Annotated in this window: 37 protein-coding genes; 3 read left to right on the plus strand and 34 right to left on the minus strand. The window is 58.5% G+C overall.

The window, feature by feature from the left end:
- Positions 1–16 precede the first annotated feature (16 nt).
- Both BM074_RS14810 and BM074_RS14815 read right to left on the minus strand, forming a co-directional pair.
- Positions 17–808: an ATP12 family chaperone protein gene (locus BM074_RS14810; protein WP_091923043.1), complete on the minus strand. Its 792-nt coding sequence runs from the start codon at positions 806–808 to the stop codon at positions 17–19.
- Between the two features lie 68 nt (positions 809–876).
- Complete coding sequence (locus tag BM074_RS14815; protein ID WP_091922966.1) at positions 877–1,863, minus strand: RluA family pseudouridine synthase; 987 nt, start codon at positions 1,861–1,863, stop codon at positions 877–879.
- A gap of 330 nt (positions 1,864–2,193) precedes the next feature.
- On the opposite strand from BM074_RS14815, the gene BM074_RS14820 reads away from it, so the two are divergent.
- On the plus strand, positions 2,194–3,969 hold the full coding sequence (locus BM074_RS14820) for a glucan ABC transporter ATP-binding protein/ permease (RefSeq protein ID WP_091922968.1): 1,776 nt from the start codon (positions 2,194–2,196) through the stop codon (positions 3,967–3,969).
- Positions 3,970–4,021: 52 nt separating this feature from the next.
- On the opposite strand, the gene BM074_RS14825 is transcribed toward BM074_RS14820, so the two are convergent.
- Positions 4,022–5,335 (minus strand): replication-associated recombination protein A, encoded by a 1,314-nt coding sequence (locus tag BM074_RS14825; protein WP_091922970.1) that lies wholly within the window; start codon positions 5,333–5,335, stop codon positions 4,022–4,024.
- A 16-nt stretch (positions 5,336–5,351) separates the two neighbouring features.
- On the minus strand, positions 5,352–6,776 hold the full coding sequence (locus BM074_RS14830; RefSeq protein WP_091922972.1) for a DegQ family serine endoprotease: 1,425 nt from the start codon (positions 6,774–6,776) through the stop codon (positions 5,352–5,354).
- 184 nt (positions 6,777–6,960) lie between these two features.
- Between BM074_RS14830 and BM074_RS14835 the strand changes: the two genes are divergently transcribed.
- Both BM074_RS14835 and BM074_RS14840 read left to right on the plus strand, forming a co-directional pair.
- Positions 6,961–7,767 carry an AraC family transcriptional regulator gene (locus BM074_RS14835; RefSeq protein ID WP_091922974.1) on the plus strand — a complete coding sequence of 269 codons (807 nt, stop codon included), beginning with the start codon at positions 6,961–6,963 and terminating at the stop codon, positions 7,765–7,767.
- Positions 7,768–7,839: 72 nt separating this feature from the next.
- Entirely contained in the window at positions 7,840–8,451 is a 612-nt protein-coding gene (locus BM074_RS14840) for a LysE family translocator (RefSeq protein WP_091922976.1), read from the plus strand.
- Here BM074_RS14840 and BM074_RS14845 read toward each other — a convergent pair.
- The 30 genes from BM074_RS14845 to tuf form a co-directional block, all read right to left on the minus strand.
- Positions 8,448–8,993, minus strand: coding sequence for a hypothetical protein (locus BM074_RS14845; protein WP_175499029.1), 546 nt, complete (start codon positions 8,991–8,993; stop codon positions 8,448–8,450). The genes BM074_RS14840 and BM074_RS14845 overlap by 4 nt on opposite strands.
- Before the next feature lie 141 nt (positions 8,994–9,134).
- Complete coding sequence (locus BM074_RS23315; RefSeq protein ID WP_091922978.1) at positions 9,135–9,542, minus strand: type II toxin-antitoxin system VapC family toxin; 408 nt, start codon at positions 9,540–9,542, stop codon at positions 9,135–9,137.
- 251 nt (positions 9,543–9,793) lie between these two features.
- Positions 9,794–10,222: a 50S ribosomal protein L17 gene (rplQ, locus tag BM074_RS14855; RefSeq protein WP_027233184.1), complete on the minus strand. Its 429-nt coding sequence runs from the start codon at positions 10,220–10,222 to the stop codon at positions 9,794–9,796.
- 73 nt (positions 10,223–10,295) lie between these two features.
- The gene (locus BM074_RS14860) at positions 10,296–11,309 is read right to left on the minus strand and encodes a DNA-directed RNA polymerase subunit alpha (RefSeq protein WP_027233183.1); all 1,014 of its coding nucleotides are present in this window, start codon (positions 11,307–11,309) and stop codon (positions 10,296–10,298) included.
- Between the two features lie 111 nt (positions 11,310–11,420).
- Positions 11,421–11,810, minus strand: coding sequence for a 30S ribosomal protein S11 (gene rpsK, locus BM074_RS14865; protein ID WP_008124952.1), 390 nt, complete (start codon positions 11,808–11,810; stop codon positions 11,421–11,423).
- A gap of 130 nt (positions 11,811–11,940) precedes the next feature.
- A complete protein-coding gene (rpsM, locus tag BM074_RS14870) occupies positions 11,941–12,309 on the minus strand; it encodes a 30S ribosomal protein S13 (protein WP_027233182.1) in 369 nt (122 codons plus the stop codon).
- A gap of 210 nt (positions 12,310–12,519) precedes the next feature.
- Positions 12,520–13,170, minus strand: coding sequence for an adenylate kinase (locus BM074_RS14875; RefSeq protein ID WP_091922980.1), 651 nt, complete (start codon positions 13,168–13,170; stop codon positions 12,520–12,522).
- Positions 13,167–14,507, minus strand: coding sequence for a preprotein translocase subunit SecY (gene secY, locus BM074_RS14880; protein WP_027233180.1), 1,341 nt, complete (start codon positions 14,505–14,507; stop codon positions 13,167–13,169). The genes BM074_RS14875 and secY overlap by 4 nt, the downstream gene beginning before the upstream one ends.
- A 129-nt stretch (positions 14,508–14,636) precedes the next feature.
- Positions 14,637–15,113 (minus strand): 50S ribosomal protein L15, encoded by a 477-nt coding sequence (gene rplO / locus BM074_RS14885; protein WP_091922982.1) that lies wholly within the window; start codon positions 15,111–15,113, stop codon positions 14,637–14,639.
- A gap of 16 nt (positions 15,114–15,129) precedes the next feature.
- On the minus strand, positions 15,130–15,330 hold the full coding sequence (gene rpmD, locus BM074_RS14890) for a 50S ribosomal protein L30 (protein ID WP_027233178.1): 201 nt from the start codon (positions 15,328–15,330) through the stop codon (positions 15,130–15,132).
- Between the two features lie 65 nt (positions 15,331–15,395).
- Positions 15,396–15,959 carry a 30S ribosomal protein S5 gene (gene rpsE / locus BM074_RS14895; RefSeq protein WP_091922984.1) on the minus strand — a complete coding sequence of 188 codons (564 nt, stop codon included), beginning with the start codon at positions 15,957–15,959 and terminating at the stop codon, positions 15,396–15,398.
- 55 nt (positions 15,960–16,014) lie between these two features.
- A complete protein-coding gene (rplR, locus tag BM074_RS14900) occupies positions 16,015–16,377 on the minus strand; it encodes a 50S ribosomal protein L18 (RefSeq protein WP_027233176.1) in 363 nt (120 codons plus the stop codon).
- Between the two features lie 12 nt (positions 16,378–16,389).
- Positions 16,390–16,923 (minus strand): 50S ribosomal protein L6, encoded by a 534-nt coding sequence (gene rplF / locus BM074_RS14905; RefSeq protein ID WP_027233175.1) that lies wholly within the window; start codon positions 16,921–16,923, stop codon positions 16,390–16,392.
- 40 nt (positions 16,924–16,963) lie between these two features.
- On the minus strand, positions 16,964–17,362 hold the full coding sequence (rpsH, locus tag BM074_RS14910; RefSeq protein ID WP_027233174.1) for a 30S ribosomal protein S8: 399 nt from the start codon (positions 17,360–17,362) through the stop codon (positions 16,964–16,966).
- Positions 17,363–17,374: 12 nt separating this feature from the next.
- The gene (rpsN, locus tag BM074_RS14915; protein WP_027233173.1) at positions 17,375–17,680 is read right to left on the minus strand and encodes a 30S ribosomal protein S14; all 306 of its coding nucleotides are present in this window, start codon (positions 17,678–17,680) and stop codon (positions 17,375–17,377) included.
- A gap of 25 nt (positions 17,681–17,705) precedes the next feature.
- On the minus strand, positions 17,706–18,263 hold the full coding sequence (gene rplE, locus BM074_RS14920) for a 50S ribosomal protein L5 (protein ID WP_027233172.1): 558 nt from the start codon (positions 18,261–18,263) through the stop codon (positions 17,706–17,708).
- A complete protein-coding gene (rplX, locus tag BM074_RS14925; protein WP_027233171.1) occupies positions 18,256–18,570 on the minus strand; it encodes a 50S ribosomal protein L24 in 315 nt (104 codons plus the stop codon). Before rplX ends, rplE begins: the two co-directional genes overlap by 8 nt.
- Positions 18,571–18,580: 10 nt before the next feature.
- Entirely contained in the window at positions 18,581–18,949 is a 369-nt protein-coding gene (gene rplN, locus BM074_RS14930) for a 50S ribosomal protein L14 (protein ID WP_027233170.1), read from the minus strand.
- A gap of 79 nt (positions 18,950–19,028) precedes the next feature.
- The gene (gene rpsQ / locus BM074_RS14935) at positions 19,029–19,271 is read right to left on the minus strand and encodes a 30S ribosomal protein S17 (RefSeq protein ID WP_027233169.1); all 243 of its coding nucleotides are present in this window, start codon (positions 19,269–19,271) and stop codon (positions 19,029–19,031) included.
- An 11-nt stretch (positions 19,272–19,282) separates the two neighbouring features.
- Positions 19,283–19,483, minus strand: coding sequence for a 50S ribosomal protein L29 (gene rpmC / locus BM074_RS14940; RefSeq protein WP_027233168.1), 201 nt, complete (start codon positions 19,481–19,483; stop codon positions 19,283–19,285).
- Positions 19,484–19,495: 12 nt separating this feature from the next.
- Complete coding sequence (rplP, locus tag BM074_RS14945; RefSeq protein WP_027233167.1) at positions 19,496–19,909, minus strand: 50S ribosomal protein L16; 414 nt, start codon at positions 19,907–19,909, stop codon at positions 19,496–19,498.
- Positions 19,910–19,949: 40 nt separating this feature from the next.
- A complete protein-coding gene (gene rpsC / locus BM074_RS14950; protein ID WP_027233166.1) occupies positions 19,950–20,657 on the minus strand; it encodes a 30S ribosomal protein S3 in 708 nt (235 codons plus the stop codon).
- Positions 20,657–21,046, minus strand: coding sequence for a 50S ribosomal protein L22 (gene rplV, locus BM074_RS14955; protein WP_027233165.1), 390 nt, complete (start codon positions 21,044–21,046; stop codon positions 20,657–20,659). Before rplV ends, rpsC begins: the two co-directional genes overlap by 1 nt.
- Positions 21,047–21,048: 2 nt before the next feature.
- Positions 21,049–21,327: a 30S ribosomal protein S19 gene (gene rpsS, locus BM074_RS14960; RefSeq protein ID WP_008124912.1), complete on the minus strand. Its 279-nt coding sequence runs from the start codon at positions 21,325–21,327 to the stop codon at positions 21,049–21,051.
- 15 nt (positions 21,328–21,342) lie between these two features.
- Complete coding sequence (gene rplB / locus BM074_RS14965) at positions 21,343–22,176, minus strand: 50S ribosomal protein L2 (protein WP_091922986.1); 834 nt, start codon at positions 22,174–22,176, stop codon at positions 21,343–21,345.
- 20 nt (positions 22,177–22,196) lie between these two features.
- Entirely contained in the window at positions 22,197–22,490 is a 294-nt protein-coding gene (locus BM074_RS14970; protein WP_027233163.1) for a 50S ribosomal protein L23, read from the minus strand.
- Entirely contained in the window at positions 22,487–23,107 is a 621-nt protein-coding gene (gene rplD, locus BM074_RS14975; RefSeq protein WP_091922988.1) for a 50S ribosomal protein L4, read from the minus strand. Before rplD ends, BM074_RS14970 begins: the two co-directional genes overlap by 4 nt.
- Positions 23,107–23,844 carry a 50S ribosomal protein L3 gene (gene rplC, locus BM074_RS14980; protein ID WP_027233161.1) on the minus strand — a complete coding sequence of 246 codons (738 nt, stop codon included), beginning with the start codon at positions 23,842–23,844 and terminating at the stop codon, positions 23,107–23,109. Before rplC ends, rplD begins: the two co-directional genes overlap by 1 nt.
- A gap of 25 nt (positions 23,845–23,869) precedes the next feature.
- Complete coding sequence (gene rpsJ / locus BM074_RS14985) at positions 23,870–24,178, minus strand: 30S ribosomal protein S10 (RefSeq protein WP_008124902.1); 309 nt, start codon at positions 24,176–24,178, stop codon at positions 23,870–23,872.
- 63 nt (positions 24,179–24,241) lie between these two features.
- On the minus strand, positions 24,242–25,417 hold a 1,176-nt coding region (gene tuf / locus BM074_RS14990), incomplete at its 5' end, for an elongation factor Tu (RefSeq protein WP_027231390.1).

Genomic DNA, 25,417 nt, shown 5'->3' on the forward strand with positions numbered 1-25,417 from the left:
CCCTGTCTTGGACCAATCAGCTTGCGACAGCTTCCAGCATTTGGACGGCCGCCATCATTTCCCGCTCGCGGATCGCCCGGCGCTCGCTCGCTTCCGCATCTTCGCCCCAGTGCTCGATCGTCCAGTCCTCGTCCACATGAGCAAGCTTCCAGGCTTCGGCGCCGGAGATTTCACCCTTGGCGACGGCCAGCGCGAGAATGGCAGATCCCGTCAGCGTCGTGATCGTATGGAGCGCGGCGATAGCAAAGGGATCGCTGAACTGCCCGAGATGCACGCTGAAAGCGGCGAGTGCCTCGCGCGGCTGTTCGATATGCATGACACCTTCCGCGAGCATAAAGCGCGCGCCGAGGCTGGCCCCGGCCCAATCCACCAGCGGATCCCAAAGTTCGGTCTGACGCGCCACCAGCCGCTCGGGCGAACCGGCGCGATAGCACAGCATATCCGACGCAGCAAAGCGCAGCACATCCTCGAGCACCGCCTGCGGATCGTGCACGATACCATCGATCGCCGTGTTGGCGATGCGCGTTGCCGGCATCCGCGCTGGATCGATTTCCTTTTCCTGCGCCGCAAACTCGTCTGCTACCAATTGCGCAGCGGCCTGCGTCGGCAGTGCCAGGTCTTGGCGCGCCGGCGTCTTGACCCTGCGGCCGTCGAGTTCGATGACGAACCTGCCGTCGCGTTCAGCGACCTGCGCTTCCTTATAGAACCGCTTCGGCAACGGCAGTTTCGACTGTATCTGGGCGCGCCGAACCGGATCGGGGTCGGAGAGTCCCTCTCTCGCATCGAGGTTGAAGAGATCGTTGCGCATGTCGTTACCCATTGATGTTCAATTCGTTGCGGCGGATATAGGCGCGAGAGAATGCGCGGGCAAGCCGCTTACATCTCTTCGTCCGCATCGGCCTCGTCAAAGCCGAGCAGGTTCCAGGATTGCACCATGTGCGGCGGCAAGGGCGCTGTGACATCGATTATCCCACCCGATGGATTGGGAACGCGGATGCGCCGCGCATGAAGATGCAGGCGATTTTGAATCCCGCCCGGGAACGACCAGTTGGTATCCGCTTCGAAATACTTCGGATCCCCGATGATAGGGCAGCCGATATGGGCGGCGTGAACGCGCAACTGGTGCGTTCGTCCCGTATATGGCTCCATCTCGAGCCAGGTCAGCACCTGTCCCGCCGATTCAATGACGCGGTAGTAGGAAACGGCATGGTCGGAATCCGGCTCGCCATGCTTGGCGATACGCATTCGGTCGCCATCGGCTGTCGCCTCCTTCACCAGCCAGGTGGTGATCTTGTCCTCGCGCTTGCGCGGCACGCCCTTCACCAATGCCCAATAGGTCTTCTTCGTGTCGCGCTCGCGGAACGCCGCGGTGAGTGCCTGCGCGGCGCCGCGGGTCCTTGCAACGACGAGAACGCCGGAGGTATCCCGGTCGAGGCGATGGACGAGACGCGGCTTTTCGCCCTTCTTGTTGCGCCAGGCTTCGAGCATGTCGTCCACATGGCGATTGACGCCGGAGCCACCCTGGACCGCGAGCCCCGCCGGCTTGTTGAACACGAATACCTTGGGGTCTTCGTATAGCAACATTTGCGACAGGACGTCGCCATCCTCACGGCCGCGTATGCTTTTGCCGGTAAGGTTGCCCTCGGCCTTTGAATCGACTGGCAGCGGCGGAATTCGCACGCTCTGACCCGCCAGCAGGCGGGTGTCCGACTTTGCCCGCGACCCGTCAACCCTGATCTGCCCCGACCGTAGCAATTTCTGCAAATGGCCGAAGCCGAGCCCCGGATAATGCACCTTGAACCATCGGTCGAGGCGCATCTCCGCCTCACCTGTATCGACTGTTTTTTGTTCTACAACTGCCATAAACCTGACCTTTCAGGCATGCGCATAACACTATGCGGCAACTCTTGCGAGCCATAATGCTAGGCTCGTGCGATTACCCGCCGAACAGCGGGCCACACGCTTCCTAAACCACAAGTATAATTTCGTTCATATTACATTCAGGCGCACTTCTTTATTTTGCAAACTCAAATGGTTGAATCTTCACGGGACGTTACGCGACGTAGAAAATTGTTCCTGCCTGGAGCTTGAAACTACGAAGACTTTCGGGTGTTGAATATTGCGGTGCACAAGAGACTGATGCAGAGTCAAATCTGCGCGCGAGTAGCGTCCCCAAGCAAGCGGAGTGGCAAAGTGTCATTGTTAGGTATCTATTGGAAATCGCTCCAATATCTTGGCGAAGAGAAAGGCGCGACAGTATTCATCTGTGTCGTCAATATCGCCTTGGCCTTAACCATGCTGATCGAGCCTGTTCTTGTAGGCCGCGTCATCTATGCAATCTCTATGAAAGCGGACGTTTTGTTTCCGCTGACGCAGCTAGCCGCCGTCGGCCTGTTCCATATCGGCGCAAACGTACTGGTGTCCCGCGAGGCAGATCGCCTGGCGCATCGGCGCAAGCTTGCTGTGTTGACCGAATCCTATAACCGCGTCATCAGCATGCCGCTGTCCTGGCATCATCAGCGCGGTACGTCCAATTCCATGCACACGCTGTTGCGCGCCATCGAGACGCTGTTTGGTCTGTGGCTCGAATTCATGCGCACGCACCTTGCTACGATGGTCGCCCTGGTTGGCCTCATACCGCTGGCATTGGCCCAGGATTGGCGTCTTGCTTCGGTTCTCGCCGTGCTCGGCGTTGTCTATGTCATCGTCAGCCGCGTTGTCACCGCCAAGACCAAGGATGGTCAGGCGCAGGTCGAGCGTCATCATATCAAGGCGTTCAGCCACGTGACCGACTCGATGGGCAACATTTCCGTGTTGCAGAGCTATAACCGCATAGACGAGGAGACCCGTGCGCTCCAGACCTATGCGAAGCAGCTCCTCGATTCGCAGTATCCGGTCCTCAACTGGTGGGCCCTTGCCAGCGGCATCAACCGCATGGCCGCTACCATTTCGATGATCGTCGTCTTGTTTCTCGGCTCCTACTTCGTCGCCCATGGCGAGATGAATGTCGGCCAGGTCGTCGCCTTTACCGGCTTCGCCGCCCTCCTCATCGGCCGCCTCGACCAATTGAGCGCCTTCGTCAACCAGATCTTTGCGGCACGCGCCAAGCTCGAAGACTTCTTCGAGATGGAAGCTTCGGCAGCTTATGAAGTCGAGTCCAAGTCGGCGCACGACATCGACAATGTTAAGGGCGATGTGGAGTTCGAGGACGTTTCCTTCGCCTTCGCCAATTCGACACAGGGCCTGAAGCACGTCTCGTTCAAGGCCAAGGCTGGCCAGACAGTTGCCATCGTCGGCCCGACCGGGGCCGGCAAGACGACCCTGATCAACCTCCTGCAGCGAGTCTACGATCCGAAGGAAGGCCGCATTCTTGTCGACAATATCGATACGAGGACGATCAGCCGTCGCTCGCTGCGCAATGCCATCGCGACGGTGTTCCAGGATGCCGGCATGTTCAATCGCTCGATCGAGGACAATATCCGCGTCGGCCGGCCGAAGGCGAGCGACGAAGACGTTCTGGCCGCAGCGGAAGCAGCCGATGCTAGCGATTTCATCCTCTCCAAGTCGGCGGGTTACGGCACCGTCGTCGGCGAACGCGGTTCACAGCTTTCCGGTGGTGAGCGCCAGCGTGTCGCTATCGCCCGCGCCATCCTCAAGGATGCGCCGATACTTGTCCTTGACGAGGCGACAAGTGCGCTCGACGTCGAGACCGAGGCCCGCGTCAAGGTTGCAGTCGACAAGCTCTGCCAGAACCGCACCACCTTCATCATCGCTCACCGTCTTTCGACGGTCCGTGATGCCGACTTGGTGCTCTTCATGGATCAGGGTGAAGTCGTCGAGAAGGGCAGCTTCGACGAGCTTGCACGCCAGAACGGCCGCTTTACCTCGCTACTCAAGGCCGGTGGCCTGAAGCTCGACGACGATATCGCAAATGTCACGCCCTTCCCGCGCAAGCCGGAAGCCGCTTGAAAAGATTGACATGAAACGATCAAGGGCCGCTCTTCAGCGGCCCTTTTTGTATTCACTCCTCGCCGCGTTCCTTGCGCAGCTTGTTCCAATAATCGATGCGCTTGCGCAACTCCCGTTCGAACCCGCGCTCCGGCGGGTCGTAAAAGGTCTGGCGGCCAAGGACTTCGGGGAAATAGTTCTGGCCTGAAAAGGCGTCGGGCTGATCGTGGTCATAGGCATAGCCTTTGCCGTAGCCCTCGCCCTTCATCAGTTTCGTCGGCGCGTTGAGGATATGCTTGGGCGGCACGAGGGAGCCATGTTGCTTTGCCGCCTGCATCGCCGCCTTGTAGGCGGTGTACACGGCGTTGGATTTCGGCGCGGTCGCCAGATAGACACAGGCCTCGGCCAGTGCCAGTTCGCCCTCGGGTGAGCCGAGATAGTCATAAGCGTCCTTGGCTGCATTGCAGATCGCCAGAGCCTGCGGGTCCGCAAGCCCGATATCCTCGCTCGCCATCCGCACCAGCCGGCGGCCGATATAGAGCGGATCTTCCCCGGCATCGAACATACGGCAGAGATAATAGAGAGCGGCATCCGGATCGGAGCCCCGCACCGATTTGTGCAGCGCGGAGATCAGATTGTAGTGGCCGTCCTGCCCCTTGTCATAGACGGGCGCACGCCGCTGCACGATCTGCTGGACCCGTTCCGCATCGAAGGTTTCGCCGTCGCGTGCCGCCCGCCACACTTCCTCGGCAAGCGTGAGAATTGCTCGGCCATCGCCATCGGCCATACGCACCAGGCTGGCGCGCGCTTCCTCGGTCAGCGGAAGCTCGCGGCCCTCATGAATCTCCGCCCGTTCCATCAGGGCGCTAAGGCTTGCCTCATCATGCGGGTGAAATACCAGTACGCGGGCACGCGACAGGAGAGCGGCGTTAAGCTCGAACGACGGATTCTCGGTGGTCGCGCCGACAAGCACGATGGTCCCATCCTCCATGACAGGCAGAAAGGAATCCTGTTGTGCGCGGTTGAAACGATGAATTTCGTCGACGAAGAGCAGCGTGCGCCGCCCGGACATTTTGCGCGCACGTGCCGCGTCGAAGACTTTCTTCAGGTCGGCGACGCCCGAGAATATCGCCGAAATCTGCTCGAACGCCAGATCGGTTTCATTGGCGAGGAGCCGCGCCACCGTCGTCTTGCCCGTACCCGGCGGCCCCCAGAAGATCATCGAGCCAAGCGAACCGGATTCGATCATGCGCGTCAACGCGCCCTCCGGCCCGGTAAGATGTTCCTGGCCGGTTACTTCCTGCAATGTTTTCGGCCGCAAGCGATCCGCAAGCGGCCGGCTTTTGTCCAATGCCGGATCCTCGCCGACTGAAAAGAGATCCGCCATGTTTCCTTTTTCCGTATCAGCGAATGACCTGGCGGATTATGGCACCGCCGCGCTCGAAATCGAAGCGCCAAAGCGTCGGCTTCGCTGACATCGCCTTGCTGAGGTCGGAGACGCTCGCAATCTCCGCGCCGTTGACACCGCGAACAATATCGCCGGGTTGCAGCCCGATGCGCGCGGCCGGCGTGTTTGGAAACACCTTGTCGATTGCCACACCCTCCGTATCCGATGGAAGGTCGAGGCGCGACGCGCTGCTCGGCGAGAGTTTGATCACATGCGCGCCGGATAGGGGATTGCGCCCCTGGATAAGCATCTGGTTGTCGGCAGAATCCGGCCGCGGCTTTTCAAGCGCGACGGTGACGGTCTTTTCCTTGGCGCGGCTGAGCACGTCAAACTTCACACTCTTGCCGATACCCGCCGTTGTCAGGCGATAACCGAGACCGTCCGGATTTTCGATGCGCACGCCATCGACGGAGAGCACGACATCACCGACCAGCAGTCCGCCCTTTTCGGCCGGGCTATCCTTGGTCACCGCAGTTACAAGCGCGCCATAGGGCTGCTTCATGCCAAGGCTCTCGGCGACATCCGGCGTCACGTTCTGGAAGGCAGCGCCGATATAGGGCCGCTCGAACGTATCCGCGCCGCCCTTGGCCGTCTCAACAACAGCACGTACCATATTGGAAGGAATAGCAAATCCGATACCGATCGAACCACCTGAACGTGAGAAGATCGCGGTGTTGATGCCGATAAGCTTGCCGCTCATGTCGATGAGGGCGCCGCCGGAATTACCCGGATTGATCGCGGCGTCGGTCTGGATAAAGAAGTCGAAATCGGAAATGCCGACGCGCGTCCGAGCCTGCGCCGAGACGATGCCGCTGGTTACCGTCTGGCCGACGCCGAACGGATTGCCGATCGCAAGAACGAGGTCACCGACCTCCACCTTGTCGGAATCGGCAAGCTGAAGCGATGGCAGTGCTTCGCCCGCTTCAATCTTGAGGATGGCAAGATCTGTTGATTCATCCTTCAGCAGCACCTTGGAGTCGAATTCGCGGCCGTCCGACAGCGCAACCTTCACTGTATCGGCATCGCGGATCACGTGGTTGTTGGTCACGATGATGCCGGAAGCATCGGCAATGACGCCAGAACCGAGCGCGGACTGGACGCGCGGCGGCCCATTGAACTGACCGCCGAAAAACTGCTCGAAAAATGGATCGCCTGCGAAAGGCGAGCGGCTTTGAACGGCGTGGGCGGCATAAACATTCACCACAGCGCCCGCCGTCTGCTTGACCAAAGGCGCGAAGGAAAGCTGCATGTCACTTCGCGTCGCTGGCAGCTGCCTGGTCGTGTCTGCCGCCGTCTGCGCGAAAATGGGCGCTACAGTACCGGAAAGCAGTGCTGTGCAGAGAATGAGGGTCCGCGCCGAGGCGGCAACCTTGGAACTCATGGCGATCTCCTGAAGTGATGAATCAGTCAAACTCTCGACCAATGTGGCGCTTTTAGAGCCGAATACCAGCGAAGAAACAAAGCAAATTTGAGACGCAAGCGTGCGCTTGCCCCGCGCAAATTGCCGCTTCTGCAGATCGGCGATTTGGCGTAGAACAAATGCGGACGCTTAAAGCGAGACAAGCATGGCAAAGGCCGAGTTCCATATCTACCCCAGTCATATTGCCGGGGTTGAAGCTGTAGCTGCTTCCACGGCCCATGCCTTTCCGCGTCACTTTCACGAGCAATACGGTTTTGGTCTCATCGAGCAAGGCGCACAGAAATCCGCGAGCGGCCGCGGCATGGTGGAAGCTGGGGCCGGCAACATGATCACGGTCAATCCCGGTGAGATCCATGACGGGATGCCGATCGGCGATGCCGGGCGCAGCTGGCGCATGCTCTATTTTGATCCGGCCGTCATTGCCGAAGCCACAAGCGAACTCGATGAGGGTGTGGATGGCGATTTCGAGTTCACGCTTCCGGTGATCGATGATGCGCGATTTGCTGTGCCGTTCGTCAGCCTGTTCAAAGCGCTTACTGCGACCGGCCACGGGACCAGCAAGCTGCTATCCGACGAACTGCTCTTGCACATTCTTAAGAGCATGAATCACGAACGAAGAAAGGGCCAGGACAGGTTCCCTGCCCCGGTCCTGCGCGCCATGGCGAAGATCGATGACGATCCTGCGAGAAATATCAGCCTTGCCGATCTCGCCGACATCTGTGGTATCAGCCGCTTTCAGGTGCTTCGCGGGTTCGTCAAGGCCACGGGTCTTTCACCGCATGCCTATTTGATGCAACGCCGGCTCGACCTCGCGCGGCACCTTATCGCTCAGCGCATCGGCCTTGCGGAAGCCGCAGCGGCCAGCGGCTTCGCTGACCAGAGCCACATGACCCGGCTCTTTATTCGCAAATTCGGGATCTCTCCGGGTGCCTACGCGGCGTCATACGCCTGACCTTGCAATCTCATTCAAGACGCCAGGTTCGGCTTGCTCCAGTTTCGGCCGAGACACAAAAGGAGCACACAAGTGGGTCTCGAATTCCTCATTACATCATTCATCATCGTCGTTTCGCCGGGAACAGGCGTGGTCTATACTCTGGCAACCGGCCTTTCCCGCGGCGCCTGGGCGAGTGTCGCTGCGGCATTCGGCTGCACGATCGGCATTGTACCGCATATGGCGGCCGCAATCGGCGGATTGGCGGCAATCCTGCACACCAGCGCTCTGGCGTTTCACACGTTCAAGTATCTGGGTGTCGCCTATCTTCTCTATATGGCGTGGAACGCGTTGCGCGAGAACGGCTCGCTCAAGATCGATGCCGATGGCGGTCAGAGTTCGATGGCGGGAATTACGCTGAAGGCGATCCTGATCAACATCCTCAACCCGAAACTGTCGATCTTCTTCCTCGCCTTCCTGCCGCAATTCGTCAGCGCGAACGAGCCGCATCCGCTGCTGCGCATGCTTTGGCTGAGCAGCGTGTTCATGCTGATGACGTTCGTCGTCTTCGTGCTCTATGGACTATTCGCGGCATCGGTACGCAATCAGGTCATCGCCAGGCCACGCATATTGACCTGGCTGCGCCGGAGTTTTGCCGGCGCATTCGTCGTGCTGGGGATGAAGCTTGCGCTGGCCGACCGCTAGCGGGCGCTCAGCACCTTCTGGCATCCGGGCGAAAGCCGCGCCATGTTCTCGCGCAGACAGGCAATTCCCCGACCACCACCGAGCGCCACCGATCGACAGAATGCACGAAAGTCGGGTCCGCATTCCTGCCGGGCGATCGCCATTTCCTCGCGCGGCGTAAAGGCCTTGGCAGCGGGCGCTGCCGCAGCAGGCGCGGTCGCAGCGGGCGCGGGTGTCGTCGCTCCTGCCGCGGGAGCACTTGATCCGCCGATCGCCGCAACCGCACTCTTGCAGGCAGATGAAAGTGATGAACTATGCTGTTGCAGACATGAGAGGGCGGCCTGCCCTCCAGGCTGCACGCCCGAACATTGCGCCATGAAATCGTTGCGGCAGTTGGACTTGATGGCATTTTGCTGGGCCGCTGTCGGCTGCTGCGCATATGCGGTTCCGACAAGAAGCGTCAGCAACAGCATACCAGCCGCCACGAACGCACCCAATGCAGCCGCGCTGCGTTGCAAATGCCCGATTGTTATTTGAAATGCTGCTTCCCGGTCGTCGTTCATCGAACCCTCCCTCGGAATAGACCGAGGGCAGATTGCCGGTCGGGGTCCCTCAACACAAGTACGTAAAAGGGTTACCCGAGCCGGGCACACGATCACGAAAGAGCCTTGCACGACGGTGGGCTGCGGTCGTTCCTACAATGATCAGTCGGGTGCGTTGAGGAGGTCCTCTATTGACGCCACCGGTATGATGGCCTGTGCTGTTTGCGCAAGATCACGGTCGAGCGTGATGAAGGCATCGGCCTGAAGCCTGGTCAAGGCGAGATATTCTGCCTGATAAGTGTCAGGCCAATCCAGTTGCTGGGCAATGTCCCAAGCAACGCGCTGAAGGACCCGATCACCGAGCAAACGGAGCTTCAGCGCCCGAAGATAGTCAAGTTTTGCGTTGGCGGCGTTGCGATCGATATCCCCACGTCGAACGGCCTTATAGAGCAGCGCCAGAACTTGCGACCTTAAAAGCGTTGGCGCGAGCAGCTTATGTTTCGCAGGGACTGCCGCGCCGATCTCCGCAAGATGCAAGGCAACGTCAGGGCCAATTACAAAGCGTGCCATAACCAAGGAACTCCCTTGATCGGGATCATATCGCGCCCGACTTCTGCAACGGGTGGTGTTTTTTCCGACGATGCAGGTTTGACGACGAGCCGGACCTTGTAAAGGGCTTTCCGACAAGCGCCAGCGTCGCCAGCCTTTGTACTCCAACGCCCGTCTTGGAGCGGGTCGTGGTGCCCTAGCTCGGCAGCACCTTTAATGCGAAAAGGGGGCACGAGGCCCCCAAATCAACTGCTAGGTAGCAAGCAGTGTGCTTACGCCGCTTCGGCTTCGTTGGCCTGCTCGGCAGCAACGCGAGCCAGGTCCTTGGAGCCCTTGGCGCTGGTGTCGCGATCGACGAATTCGACAACTGCGAGCGGTGCATTATCACCGGTGCGGAAGCCTGCCTTCATGATGCGGATGTAACCACCGTTGCGCTGGCCATAGCGCGGTGCAAGCGTATCGAACAGCTTGGCAACGAGCTTGGCATCGCGGATAGCCGAGATGGCCTGACGACGAGCGTGCAGGTCACCGCGCTTGCCGAGCGTGACAAGCTTTTCAACGATGGGACGAATTTCCTTGGCCTTGGGCAGCGTTGTCACGATCTGCTCATGCTCGATCAACGATGCGGCCATATTGGCAAACATCGCCTTGCGGTGGCTGGCAGTCCGGTTAAGCTTGCGGCCTGAATTACCGTGGCGCATGAGCCTTCTCCTTAGTTTCTTTGTTCGGGCTCACTGCCCGGGCTTTAGACTGTCGGGCGATCTGCCCGGGTTCTTAATACTGGTCTTCGTAGCGCTTCGCGAGATCTTCGATGTTTTCCGGCGGCCACGACGGTACTTCCATGCCAAGATGGAGACCCATGGAAGCCAGAACTTCCTTGATTTCGTTCAGCGACTTGCGGCCGAAGTTCGGGGTGCGCAGCATTTCTGCTTCTGTCTTCTGAATGAGATCGCCAATGTAGACGATGTTATCATTCTTGAGGCAGTTTGCCGAACGGACCGAAAGCTCGAGTTCATCGACCTTCTTGAGAAGGGCCGGATTGAACGCAAGTTCAGTGACCTGTTCCTGCTGAACTTCCTTCTGCGGCTCGTCGAAGTTGACGAAGATCGCAAGCTGGTCCTGCAGGATGCGCGCTGCATAGGCAACCGCATCTTCACCGGAGATCGAGCCATCGGTTTCGATCGAAAGGATCAGCTTGTCATAGTCGAGAACCTGACCTTCACGGGTGTTCTCGATCTTGTACGAAACCTTGCGTACCGGCGAATAGAGGCTGTCGACTGGGATGAGCCCGATCGGCGCGTCTTCAGCGCGGTTACGGTCGGCAGGCACGTAACCCTTGCCGGTGTTGACGGTGAATTCCATGCGGATTTCAGCGCCCTCGTCGAGCGTGCAGATGACGTGTTCCGGGTTGAGGATCTCGATGTCGCCAACGGTCTGGATGTCACCAGCCGTAACGACGCCCGGACCTTCCTTGCGCACGACCATGCGCTTCGGACCATCGCTCTCCATGTGGATTGCGATTTCCTTGATGTTGAGGACGATATCCGTGACATCCTCGCGAACGCCGGGAATCGACGAGAATTCATGCAGAACGCCGTCGATCTGTACCGCCGTCACGGCAGCGCCGCGCAGCGAGGACAAAAGCACGCGGCGCAGGGCATTGCCGAGCGTCAGGCCATAACCGCGCTCGAGCGGTTCGGCGACGACCGTTGCCTTGGTCTTCGAGCCGGAGGTCTGAAACTCGACCTTGTTCGGCTTGATAAGTTCTTGCCAGTTCTTCTGGATCATTTAGCTTTTCCCTATCCTTGCCTTTACCACCATCCAATCGTGGCATTGAGGCGTGGAAACCGCAGAGGAGCTGGAAACCCAGCTCATGCGGTCAAAATCCTGTCGCGAAGATTAGACGCGGCGACGCTTGCGCGGACGGCAGCCATTGTGCGGGATCGGCGTTACGTCGCGGATCGACGTAATCGTGAAACCAGCAGCCTGGAGCGCGCGCAGAGCCGATTCACGGCCGGAACCAGGTCCGCAGACCTCGACTTCGAGCGAACGCATGCCATGTTCCTGTGCCTTCTTGGCACAATCTTCAGCGGCCATCTGTGCAGCGAAGGGGGTCGACTTGCGCGAACCCTTGAAACCCTGCGCACCTGCGGAAGACCAGGCAATCGCATTGCCCTGTGCGTCCGTGATGGTGATCATCGTATTGTTGAATGTCGAATTGACGTGGGCAACGCCCGACGAAATATTCTTGCGCTCGCGACGGCGAACGCGCGTGGCTTCCTTGGCCATGGTAGTCCTTTCAGTTGATCTCGACGCCTCCGTATTTCCAGAGGCTCCACCGTGGTTTCAGTTAAAGTGCGAAACCAGCACTGCATCTGCCAATGGCAGAGCCGGCGCGAGCGATCGCGCCGGCATGAACTTACTTCTTCTTGCCGGCGATTGCCTTGGCAGGACCCTTGCGGGTACGCGCATTGGTATGCGTGCGCTGGCCACGAACCGGCAGCGAGCGGCGATGACGCAGACCGCGGTAGCAGCCCAAATCCATCAGACGCTTGATGTTCATCGAAACTTCACGACGCAGATCACCTTCAACCTGGTAATCGCGGTCGATCGTTTCGCGAATCTGCAAAACTTCCGCATCGGTCAACTGGTTGACGCGACGCTCTGCAGGAATGCCGACCTTCTCGACGATTTCCTGCGCAAACTTTTGACCAATCCCGTGAATGTACTGAAGCGCAATTACAACGCGCTTGTTCGTCGGGATGTTGACGCCAGCGATACGTGCCACGTCTATTCTCCTTGTTGACCGGCAGAGCTGGAGTGCCAACACGGCAGCCAGATGGCGGGATGAAAACTTATATCCGGGACAAACATAAACGATCAGCCCCGAACCTGCTTTACCGGATCGGCGCCGACCGCTTCATATCCAAGCGAATTTGCGCCGTACTTGAAGGAATCGCCGCAAAAAGTCAACTCCTTCGATGAAATTATGTCAGATCTATAAATCCGACAGAATTTTTTCGATAGACGCGGTGACATCTTCCATGTCGGCCATGCCATCGACCTTCTTCAACTTGCCCTTAGCATAGTAGTAGCCAATCAATGGCGAGGTCTGCTTGTAGTATGCTTCGAGGCGCGTGCGCACCGTCTCGGCATTGTCGTCCGGCCGGCGCTTGAACTCGGTCGATCCGCACTTGTCGCAGACGCCGGCAACATGCGGCTTCTTGTTGGTGTCGTGATATCCGGTCCCGCACTTGGCGCAGGAGTATCTTCCGGAAATACGCTCGACGAGAACATTGTCGTCCACTTCAAGCTCGATCACGCAGTCCAGCTCGAGCCCCTTGGCCGCAAGCATGTCCTCAACCGCATCCGCCTGTACCAGCGTGCGCGGATAGCCGTCGAGGATGAACCCCTTGACCGCATCCGGCTGGTCGATGCGTTCGGAGACGATCGCATTGACGATCTCGTCGGAAACGAGGTTCCCGGCATCCATCACCGCTTTGGCCTTCAGGCCAACTTCCGTTCCGGCTTTCACCGCCTCGCGCAGCATGTCGCCCGTCGAGAGCTGTGGAATCCCTAGTTTTTCTACCAAGCGCTGAGACTGAGTTCCCTTACCTGCCCCCGGTGGTCCGAGAAGTATTAATCTCATCTGTTGCGTTTCCCCCCACGGAGCTTCGACTTCTTGATCAGCCCTTCATACTGATGCGCAATCAGGTGACCCTGGATCTGTGCAACCGTATCGAGCGTCACGCTCACGACAATCAACAGCGACGTACCGCCGAGATAGAAAGGAACACCCGCCCACGAAATCAGGAATTCTGGCAGCATGCAGATGATGACAAGATAGATAGCGCCAAGAACTGTAATACGCGTCAGGACGTAATCGATGTATTCAGCCGTACGCTCGCCGGGGCGAATGCCGGGAATGAAACCGGAATGCTTCTTCAACTGGTCGGCGGTGTCCTTCGGATTGAAGACGAGCGCCGTATAGAAGAAGGCAAAGAACACGATCATCGCTGCATAGAGCGCCATGTACATCGGCTGGCCATGGCCGAGCGACGACAGCACCGTCGTTGCCCATGCCGGCAGATTGTGGCTCTGCGCGAAGCCGGCGATCGTTGCAGGCAGAAGCAGCAGCGACGAGGCAAAGATCGGCGGAATGACGCCGGCCGTATTCAGCTTCAGCGGCAGATGCGACGTGTCGCCCTGGAACATGCGGTTGCCGACCTGGCGCTTCGGATACTGGATCAGCAGGCGGCGCTGTGCGCGCTCGACGAAGACGATGATGCCGATGACGGCAATCGTCAGGACGATGATCGCAAGGATAACCGTGGTCGACAGAGCGCCGGTACGGCCGAGTTCCAGCGTTCCGGAGATTGCCTGCGGCAGGTTGGCGACGATGCCCGAGAAAATGATCAGCGAAATGCCGTTACCGATGCCGCGGGCAGTGATCTGTTCGCCCAGCCACATCAGGAACATGGTGCCGCCGACGAGCGTGATGACGGTCGAGAACAGGAAGAACGGACCCGGATTGGTCACAATTCCCTGGCTGCCCTGCAGGCCGACTGCGATCGCATAGGCCTGGACCGTTGCGAGCAGCACCGTGCCGTAGCGGGTATACTGGTTGATGACCTTGCGGCCCTGCTCGCCATCCTTCTTCAGCTGCTCCAGCGCCGGTACGACCGACGTCATCAGCTGCACGATGATCGAGGCGGAAATATAAGGCATGATGCCGAGCGCAAAGATCGCCATACGGGCGACGGCACCACCGGCGAACATGTTGAACATCCCGAGGATGCCCTGTGCCTGGTGATTGAATGCCTGTGCGTAAGCGGCAAGATTGATGCCCGGCAGCGGAATGTAGGTACCGAGACGGTAGACCAGCAATGCGCCAAGAGTAAACCAAATGCGCTTCTTGAGCTCTTCAGCCTTCGAGAAAGCAGAGAAATTAAGATTTGACGCGAGCTGTTCTGCGGCTGAAGCCATTATAGTCTCCGGTCTGTGCCCGACGGGGCCTCGCCACCCGAACGGGAATCGGCGGCTCTACCCAGATATGTGCCCTTGATAAAAGGTACAAGCGGCGATCAGGGAGATCGCCGCTCGAATAGTCAGATTTTATTCTGCAACAGCAGGGGCTGCCGGAAGCTTGACGGTACCGCCGGCCTTTTCGATCTTTTCGATCGCAGCCTTGGAGGCGCCGGCCACTTCGAGCGTGACCGCCGTCTTGATGTCACCATCGGCCAGAAGGCGAACGCCATCCTTGGCGCGGCGGATGACACCGGCAGCCTTGAGGGCTTCGAGGGTGATCGACGCCTTCGCATCGAGCTTCTTGGCATCGATGGCAGCCTGGATACGACCGACCGAAACGACGTTGAAGCTCTTGGCGAAGATGTTGGTGAAACCGCGCTTCGGCAAGCGGCGATAGATTGGCATCTGGCCGCCTTCGAAACCGTTGATGGCAACGCCCGAACGCGACTTCTGACCCTTCACACCGCGACCGGCAGTCTTGCCGGAACCGGAGCCGATACCGCGGCCAACGCGCTTGCGAGCCTTGGTGGCGCCTGTGTTTTCACTCAGTTCATTGAGTTTCATCTGAATATCTCCGGTATCAAGCCTCGTCCACGACGCGGACGAGATGTTGAACCTTGGCAATCATGCCACGCACCGAAGGCGTATCTTCAAGCGTGCTGCGGCGATGCATCTTATTGAGGCCCAGGCCGACGAGCGTTGCGCGCTGTTCAACCGGACGGCGGATAGGGCTACCGATCTGTTCGACCGTAACCGTCTTACCCTTCTTTTTCTCAACCATGACTTTGTCCTTTGTCTACAGTGGGCGGAGCCAACGGCCCCTGCCCCGCTGCGCCAGTTCCTGGCCTATTCTTCCGAACCGACCACGTCGCGGCGGCGAGCCTGCAGTGTCGAATACTTGATACCGCGCTGTGCAGCGATGTCCTTCGGATGCATCTGATGCTTGAGGGCATCAAACGTCGCGCGAACCATGTTGTAGGGGTTCGACGAACCGAGAGACTTGGCGACAACGTCCTGAACGCCGAGCGTTTCGAAGACGGCGCGCATCGGACCACCGGCGATGATGCCGGTACCTGCCGTTGCTGCACGCAGCAGAACCTTGCCGGCGCCATGACGGCCTTCGACGTCGTGATGCAGCGTACGGCCCGAACGAAGCGGTACGAAGATCATCTCACGCTTGGCGGACTCGGTTGCCTTGCGGATGGCTTCCGGCACTTCGCGTGCCTTGCCATGACCGAAGCCTACGCGGCCCTTCTGGTCGCCAACGACGACGAGAGCAGCAAAACCGAAACGCCGGCCGCCCTTGACGACCTTGGCAACACGGTTGATATGGACCAGCTTGTCAACGAATTCGCTATCGCGCTCTTCGTTGCGGCCGCGATCTTCGCGGCTTCTCTTTTCCTGTGCCATGCTCCTAATTCCTTTTTCTTTTCCGGTAGCACGAATGGTTTTTTAAAGTCTGACCTTAGAAGCTAAGGCCAGCTTCGCGAGCAGCTTCGGCAAGCGCCTTCACGCGGCCGTGGTAAATATAGGCGCCACGGTCGAAGACAACTTCCTTGATGCCAGCCTTGACAGCGCGCTCGGCGACGAGCTTGCCGATGAGGGCTGCTGCATCCGAATCTGCACCGGTCTTCAGCTTGCCCTTGAGGTCAGCTTCGAGGGTAGATGCGGATGCAATCGTATGTCCACGCGCGTCGTCGATGACCTGCGCATAGATATTCTTTGAAGAACGGTGGACGCTGAGCCGCGGACGGTCACCGGCAACCGCCTTGAGCTGGCGGCGAACACGCGCAGCGCGACGCTGAATGATTTCTTTCGGCGATGCCATGACACGAATTCCTTACTTCTTCTTGCCTTCTTTGCGAACGATCTTCTCGCCCGCGTACTTGACGCCCTTGCCCTTGTAGGGTTCCGGACCACGATATTCGCGGATCTCGGCAGCGACCTGGCCGACCTGCTGCTTGTCGATACCGGTCACGACGATTTCCGTCGGCTTCGGTACGGCAACAGTGATGCCGGCTGGCACTTCGTAGACCACTTCATGACTGAAGCCGAGCGACAGCTGCAGGTTCTTGCCCTGCATTGCCGCACGATAGCCGACGCCGCTGATCTCGAGACGCTTTTCGAAGCCGTCCTTAACACCCGTGAAGATGTTGACGACCATCGTGCGGCTCATGCCCCACTTCGAGCGTGCGAGCTTCGTATTGTCACGAGGATTGACGCTTACCGCGCCATCCTCAAACTTGACCACAATGTCGTCATTGGCGACGAAGGAGAGTTCCCCCTTCGGGCCCTTGGCCTTGATGGTCTGGCCGTCTACGCTGGCTGTTACGCCCTGCGGGACTGCCACGGGTTTTTTACCGATACGAGACATTTTTCAACCTGTCCGTTTCTTCCTGTTTACAGCCCACGCATTAGAATATGCGGCAGAGCAACTCGCCACCAACATTCTGTTCACGTGCCTCGTGATCCGCCATCACGCCCTTCGGCGTCGACAGGATCGAAATACCAAGGCCGTTTGCAACCTGCGGGATCGACTTGACCGAAACGTAAACGCGACGGCCGGGCTTCGAAATACGGGTAATCTCGCGAATTACCGGTACGTTCTCAAAATACTTCAGCTCGATTTCGATCTCGGACTTGCCGTTTTCGAAATCAACCTGGCTGTATCCGCGGATATAGCCTTCGGACTGAAGAACATCCAGAACGCGGGCGCGAAGCTTGGAGGCAGGGGTCGAAACCTTGCCCTTCTTGCGCATCGTCGCGTTACGGATGCGCGTCAGCATATCGCCGAGAGGATCATTTACAGACATCTGTTTGCTCCCTTACCAGCTCGACTTCACGACGCCGGGCACCTGGCCGGACGAACCCAGCTGGCGCAATGCGATACGCGACATTTTAAGCTTGCGGTAGTAACCGCGCGGACGGCCCGAAACTTCGCAACGATTGCGGATGCGGACCTTGGTGGAATTGCGTGGCAGTTCTGCCAGCTGAATGGTGGCGCGGAAGCGCTCATCCAGCGGCAGCGACTGGTTCATCACGATAGCCTTCAGGCGCGCGCGCTTTGCAGCGAAACGCTTCACCAGAAGACCACGGCGCTTGTTCTTTTCGACTGCGCTCGTCTTAGCCATTTCTAATACCTCGCTACGCTTGCCGTTACTGCCGGAAGGGGAAGTTGAAGGCGCGCAGCAATGCGCGTGCTTCATCATCCGTCTTTGCAGTCGTACAAACGATGATGTCCATGCCCCAGATCTGATCAACCTTGTCGTAGTTGATTTCCGGGAACACAATGTGCTCCTTGATGCCCATGGCGAAATTGCCACGACCGTCAAAGCTCTTTGGATTCAGACCGCGGAAATCTCGAACGCGCGGCAGCGCGATCGTGATCAGGCGATCCAGGAATTCATACATGCGCTCTTTACGAAGAGTGACCTTCGTTCCGATCGGCATATTCTCACGAACCTTGAAGGTAGCGATCGAATTGCGCGCACGCGTAATAACCGGCTTCTGACCGGCAATCAATGCCAGATCTTCAGCTGCGACAGTTGGCTTCTTGGAGTCAGCAGTAGCTTCACCAACGCCCATGTTGAGAACAACCTTGGTGATGCGCGGGATCTGCATCTCGTTGTCATATTTGAACTGCTCGAGAAGAGCCTTGCGTACCACATCCTGGTACTGCTTCTTCAAGCGGGGTTCGATTTTTGCATCAGCCATCGATCAGATCTCCTGAACGCTTTGCTACACGTACCTTCTTGCCGTCTTCGAGGACCTTGAAGCCAACACGGGTCGGCTTTCCATCCTTGGGGTCGGCGATCGCGAGGTTCGACAGATGGAGCGGCGCTTCTTTCGAAATGATGCCGGCTTCCTGGTTCTGTGTCTGCTTCTGGTGACGCTTGACAACATTGACGCCGCGAACGAGCGCCTGCTCATCCTTCGGCAAAACTTTGATTACTTCGCCGGTACGGCCCTTGTCCTTACCAGCCAGAACGACAACGCGGTCGCCTTTACGGATCTTCTGCATCGTCTGCTCCTTACAAAACTTCTGGAGCCAGCGAGATGATCTTCATGTGGCTTTTTGCGCGAAGTTCGCGCGGAACCGGTCCGAAGATACGTGTGCCGATAGGCTCTTTCTTGTTGTCGATCAAAACGGCTGCGTTCTTGTCGAAACGAATAACGCTACCGTCCGGGCGGCGGATGTCCTTGGCAGTGCGAACAACCACTGCCTTCATCACGTCACCTTTTTTAACGCGGCCGCGCGGAATTGCTTCCTTGATCGATACGACAATGATGTCGCCGACCGAAGCATATTTCCGCTTCGAACCGCCCAGCACCTTGATGCACATGACACGACGTGCGCCGGAATTATCCGCCACGTCGAGGTTTGTTTGCATCTGAATCATGACTAGCCGCCTTCTTCTTGTTCAACCGGACTGGGCTTTCCTTGCCCCTCGCGATTGTTGCGTACTTACATACAGATAATTAGCTCGCCGGGGCGTCCGTTACGACAACCCAACGCTTGTCTTTCGAAATCGGCTTGGATTCCTCGATGGAAACCGCGTCGCCGACCTTGAACTGGTTATTCTCGTCATGCGCCTTGTACTTCTTCGACTGGCGCACAGTCTTCTGGAGGAGCGGGTGCGAATAGCGCCGCTCGACCTTGACCACAACGGTCTTGTCGTTTTTGTCGCTCACGACAACGCCCTGCAGAATGCGTTTAGGCATGGTTTTCTTCCTTAAGCCTTGCTCTCGACCGCTTTCTGGCGGGCGACAGTCTTGATGCGCGCAATATCACGGCGGATCTGCCGGACGCGAGCGGTTTTTTCCAACTGGCCGGTTGCCTTCTGGAAGCGCAGGTTGAACTGCTCTTTCTTCAGGGAACCCAATTCTTCATTCAACTGATCGAGGCTCATCGCCCGGACTTCTGCGGATTTCATAACATCCACCCCTTATTCTGCGATGCGCTGAATAAAGCGCGTCTTGACCGAAAGCTTGGCCGCGCCGAGACGCAGTGCCTCACGGGCAAGCTCTTCCGAAACGCCGTCGAGCTCGAACATGACGCGGCCTGGTGCGACGCGGGCTGCCCAATAATCGACCGAACCCTTGCCCTTACCCATACGGACTTCGGTAGGCTTCGATGTGACCGGAACATCCGGGAATACCCGGATCCAAACACGACCGGCACGCTTCATGTGACGGGTAATTGCACGGCGAGCGGCTTCGATCTCACGCGCCGTAACGCGGTTCGGCTCGAGGGCCTTCAGGCCGAAAGCACCAAAATTAAGATCCGTACCGCCCTTCGACGCGCCGTGGATACGGCCCTTGAACTGCTTGCGGAACTTTGTGCGCTTAGGCTGCAGCATTGTTCTCTACTCCAAAATTCACGATCCGGAAAGACGCTAATTAAGCGTTTTCGCGGCGACGGTTCGAACCCTGATGGCTATCACCCTCGACAGCACGGCGCTCGGAAGCCATGGGATCGTGCTCAAGGATTTCGCCCTTGAAGACCCAGACCTTGACGCCGCAAATGCCATAAGCAGTGTGAGCTTCAGCAGTTCCGTAATCGATATCGGCACGAAGGGTGTGCAAAGGCACGCGGCCTTCACGATACCATTCCATACGCGCAATTTCCGCGCCGCCGAGGCGACCCGAGCAATTGATACGAATGCCTTCAGCACCAAGACGCATGGCCGACTGAACGGCGCGCTTCATGGCACGGCGGAATGCAACGCGGCGCTCGAGCTGCTGAGCGATCGACTGGGCAACGAGCGTTGCGTCAGTCTCCGGCTTGCGGACTTCGACGATATTGAGCGCGGCATCGGCATTGGTCATTTCTGACAGCTTGCGACGCAGCTTCTCGATATCGGCGCCCTTCTTGCCGATGATCAGGCCCGGACGGGCGGCATGGATCGTTACGCGGCACTTCTTGTGCGGACGCTCGATCACAACCTTGGAGATCGCAGCCTGCTTCAGTTCGTCCATCAGATACTTGCGGATCTTCAGGTCTTCATGCAGCAGCTTGCCGTATTCACCCGTATTCGCATACCAACGCGAATCCCAGGTCCGATTGATACCGAGGCGGAAGCCAACCGGATTAATCTTCTGGCCCATTATGCGGCCTCCCCTTTTTCCTGTGCTTCGCGAACGACGATCGTCAGATGCGAGAACGGCTTCTCGATCCGGCTTGCACGACCGCGACCACGAACATGGAAGCGCTTCATCACGATTGACTTGCCTACATAGGCTTCGGCAACAACCAGAGCATCAACATCCAGGTCATGGTTGTTTTCCGCGTTGGCGATAGCCGATTCGAGAGTCTTTTTCACCGTGCCTGCAATCCGCTTGCGCGAAAATTCCAGATCGGCAAGAGCGGCGTTGACCTTCTTGCCGCGGATCATTGCAGCCACCAGATTAAGCTTCTGAGGGCTGATGCGGAGCGTGCGGGCAACGGCTTTCGCCTCGTTGTCCTTAAGCTGGCGCGGAGCCTTAGCCTTGCCCATCGTTATTTCCTCTTCGCCTTCTTGTCCGCGCCGTGACCGTAATAGGTCCGCGTCGGAGCGAATTCACCAAACTTGTGTCCGATCATCTCTTCGTTGACCGAAACGGGAACATGCTTGTTACCGTTGTAGACGCCGAACGTCAGACCGACGAACTGCGGCAGGATCGTGGAGCGACGGCTCCAGATCTTGATAACTTCGCTGCGACCGCCCTCACGTACCTTCTCAGCCTTCTTGAGAAGATAGCCATCGATGAACGGGCCTTTCCAAACTGAACGAGCCATTTCAGACTACCTCTCTTACTTCTTGCGCTGATGACGCGAACGAGCGATGAACTTGTCCGTCGACTTGTTGGAGCGCGTCTTCTTGCCCTTCGTGGGCTTGCCCCACGGAGAAACCGGATGACGACCACCGGACGTACGACCTTCACCACCACCGTGCGGGTGATCGACAGGGTTCATGGCGACGCCGCGAACGTGCGGGCGCTTGCCCAGCCAGCGGCTGCGACCTGCCTTGCCGAGGCTGATATTGCCATGGTCCGGGTTCGAAACCGCACCGACCGTTGCAAAGCACGAGCCGTGAACGAGGCGCTGTTCACCCGAGTTCAGGCGAAGGATCGCCATGCCCTGGTCGCGGCCGACGAGCTGTGCATAGGTGCCAGCCGAACGGGCGATCTGGCCACCCTTGCCCGGCTTCATCTCCACATTGTGGATGATGGTGCCGACCGGGATTGCCGACAGGGGCATTGCATTGCCCGGCTTGACGTCGGTCTGTGCACCGGCGATGACGCTGTCGCCAACGGTTAGGCGCTGCGGCGCCAGGATGTAGCTCAGCTCGCCATCTTCGTAGCGGATGAGCGCGATGAATGCGGTCCGGTTCGGATCGTATTCAAGCCGTTCAACCTTGGCAGCGACGTCATGCTTGCGACGCTTGAAGTCGACGAAGCGATAGGTGCGCTTGTGCCCGCCACCCTGGTAGCGTGCAGTGACGCGACCCGTGTTGTTGCGACCACCCTTCGATACGAGACCTTCGGTCAGAGCCTTCACAGGCTTGCCCTTGTAGAGCTCCGAACGGTCCACGATCACCAGCTGACGCTGGCTTGGTGTGGTTGGATTATAATTCTTGAGTGCCATTGTCTTTACTCCACGGCCCCTCAGAGACCAGTCGAAACATCGATCGACTGCCCTTCGGCGAGCGTCACGACTGCTTTCTTGACATCACTCTGGCGCCCGACGATGCCGCGGAACCGCTTCACCTTGCCTTTGCGCACAGCTGTATTGACTGCAGTGACCTTCACGCGGAACAGCGCTTCGACTGCGGCCTTGATTTCCGGCTTCGTTGCCTTGCGGGCTACGTTGAAGACGACCTGGTTGTTTTCAGAAACCAGGGTCGACTTCTCTGTGATGACCGGGCTGACGATCACGTCGTAATGGCGAAGATCAGTCATTTGAAACGCTCCTCGAGAGCTTCAACCGCTGCCTTGGAAAGCACGAGCTTGCCGCGGCGCAGGATGTCGTAAACATTGATGCCCTGGATCGGCAGGACGTCGATGTTCGGAATGTTCGAAGCAGCGCGACGGAAATTCGCATCGATCTCGGCACCGCCGATGAGAAGCGCATTTTCGAGGCCAAGCTTGGCGAACTGCGAAACAAGAACCTTGGTCTTGCCTTCGGCTGCGGCCAGGTCATCGACGATGATCAGGTCGGAAGCCTTGACCTTGGCAGACAGGGCATGACGAAGCGCAAGGGCGCGGACCTTCTTCGGCAGCGCATGTTCGTGGCTGTGAACAACCGGACCATGAGCCTTGCCGCCGCCGCGGAACTGCGGTGCACGTGCCGAATGGTGACGGGCGCGGCCCGTACCCTTCTGCTTGTACATCTTGGCGCCGGTCCGTGCGATTTCCGAACGGCCCTTTGCCTTGTGCGTTCCCTGCTGCTTCTTGGCGAGCTGGTAACGGACCATGCGCTGAAGGATGTCGTCGCGCGGTTCAAGGCCGAAAATCTCCTCGGAGAGTTCCACCTTGCCGGCTTCCTTGCCTTCAAGTGTTGTAATCGAAAGGTCCATTATTCGGCTCCCTCAGTTGTCTGCGCCACTTCTGCATCAGACACAGCGGCTGTCGCGTTTGCTGCCTGGCGGAGACCAGCCGGCTTCGGAGCGTTGTCCGGCAGCGCTACCTTGACGGCATCGCGTACCAGGATCCAAGCACCCTTCGAACCCGGAACCGCACCACGAACCAGAATGAGCCCGCGATCGAGATCGGTCGAAACGACTTCGATATTCTGCGTCGTCACGCGGGTCTGACCCATGTGACCGGCCATCTTCTTGCCCTTGAACACCTTGCCCGGATCCTGGCGCTGACCAGTTGAACCGTGTGCGCGGTGGGTAACGGAGTTACCATGCGAAGCGCGGTGACCGCCGAAGTTGTGCCGCTTCATCGAACCGGCAAAACCCTTGCCGATCGAAGTACCGGTCACGTCGACCTTCTGGCCGGCGACGTAATGCTCCGCAGTGATCTCGACGCCGACATCAAGAAGATTATCGGCAGAGACGCGGAACTCCGCGACCTTGGCCTTCGGCTCGACCGAGGCAGTCGCGAAATGGCCGCGCAGGCCCTTCGTCGTATTCTTAACCTTGGCCAGACCAACACCGAGCTGAACGGCCGTGTAGCCATTCTTCTCGACTGTACGCTGAGCCACAACCTGACAATTCTCCATCCGGAGTACTGTCACCGGCACATGCTCACCTGCGTCGTTATAGACGCGAGTCATGCCCAGCTTCTGTGCAATTACACCTGAACGCATCGGTTCGTCCTTCCGTCCTCAAGCCTTACAGCTTGATCTCGACATCAACACCAGCGGAGAGATCGAGCTTCATCAGCGCGTCTACGGTCTGTGGCGTTGGGTCTACGATATCGAGAAGACGCTTATGAGTGCGCATCTCGAACTGTTCGCGGCTCTTCTTGTCGATGTGCGGCGACCGGTTAACAGTGAACTTCTCGATCCGTGTAGGAAGCGGGATCGGTCCGCGCACGTTGGCACCGGTACGCTTGGCAGTCGACACGATTTCCCGCGTCGAATCGTCAAGGATCCGATGATCAAACGCCTTGAGGCGAATGCGGATGTTTTGACCGTTCATTTCATCTTTTCCTTGTTTAGCGGAGACGCCATGTAACAGGCGCCTCTGCATAAAACCTTAATTTTACTCGATAATCGAAGAAACAATCCCGGCACCAACGGTGCGGCCGCCTTCACGGATAGCGAAGCGGAGCTTCTCTTCCATGGCGATCGGCACGATCAGCGTCACATCGACTGCGATGTTGTCGCCGGGCATGACCATTTCCGTGCCTTCCGGTAGCGTCACAACACCCGTCACGTCGGTCGTGCGGAAGTAGAACTGCGGACGGTAGTTGGAGAAGAACGGCGTATGACGGCCACCTTCGTCCTTGGTCAGGATATAGGCTTCCGCCTTGAACTTGGTGTGCGGCTTCACGGAGCCGGGCTTGGCCAGAATCTGGCCGCGCTCGACGTCCTCACGGCCAACGCCGCGGATCAGTGCACCGATGTTGTCGCCGGCCTGGCCCTGGTCGAGCAGCTTGCGGAACATTTCAACGCCCGTCACCGTCGTCTTCGAGGTCGGACGGATGCCGATGATCTCGACTTCCTCGCCAACCTTGACGATACCGCGCTCGACGCGACCCGTCACAACCGTGCCGCGGCCCGAGATCGAGAACACGTCTTCGATCGGCATCAGGAACGGCTGGTCGATCGGACGCTCCGGCGTCGGAATGTACTTGTCGACTTCCGCCATCAGCGCGCGAACCGCGTCTTCGCCGATTTCCTTGTTGCTGTCTTCAAGCGCGGCAAGCGCCGAACCCTTGACGATCGGAATGTCGTCGCCCGGGAAGTCGTACTTCGACAGAAGCTCGCGCACTTCGAGTTCGACGAGCTCGAGCAGCTCGGCGTCATCGACCTGGTCGACCTTGTTCAGGAACACGACGATGGCCGGAACGCCAACCTGGCGGGCCAAGAGGATGTGCTCGCGGGTCTGCGGCATCGGGCCGTCGGCAGCCGAAACGACGAGGATCGCGCCGTCCATCTGCGCAGCGCCGGTGATCATGTTCTTCACATAGTCCGCGTGGCCGGGGCAGTCGACGTGGGCATAGTGACGGTTGGCCGTCTCGTACTCGACGTGCGCCGTCGAGATCGTGATGCCGCGCGCCTTTTCTTCCGGCGCTGCGTCGATCTGGTCGTACGCCTTGTACTCACCAAAATACTTCGTAATCGCTGCCGTCAACGACGTCTTGCCATGGTCAACGTGACCAATCGTGCCAATGTTGACGTGCGGCTTGTTACGTTCAAACTTGCTCTTAGCCAT

The sequence above is a fragment of the Phyllobacterium sp. CL33Tsu genome, assembly GCF_900113985.1.
Classification (GTDB): Bacteria; Pseudomonadota; Alphaproteobacteria; order Rhizobiales; family Rhizobiaceae; genus Phyllobacterium; species Phyllobacterium pellucidum.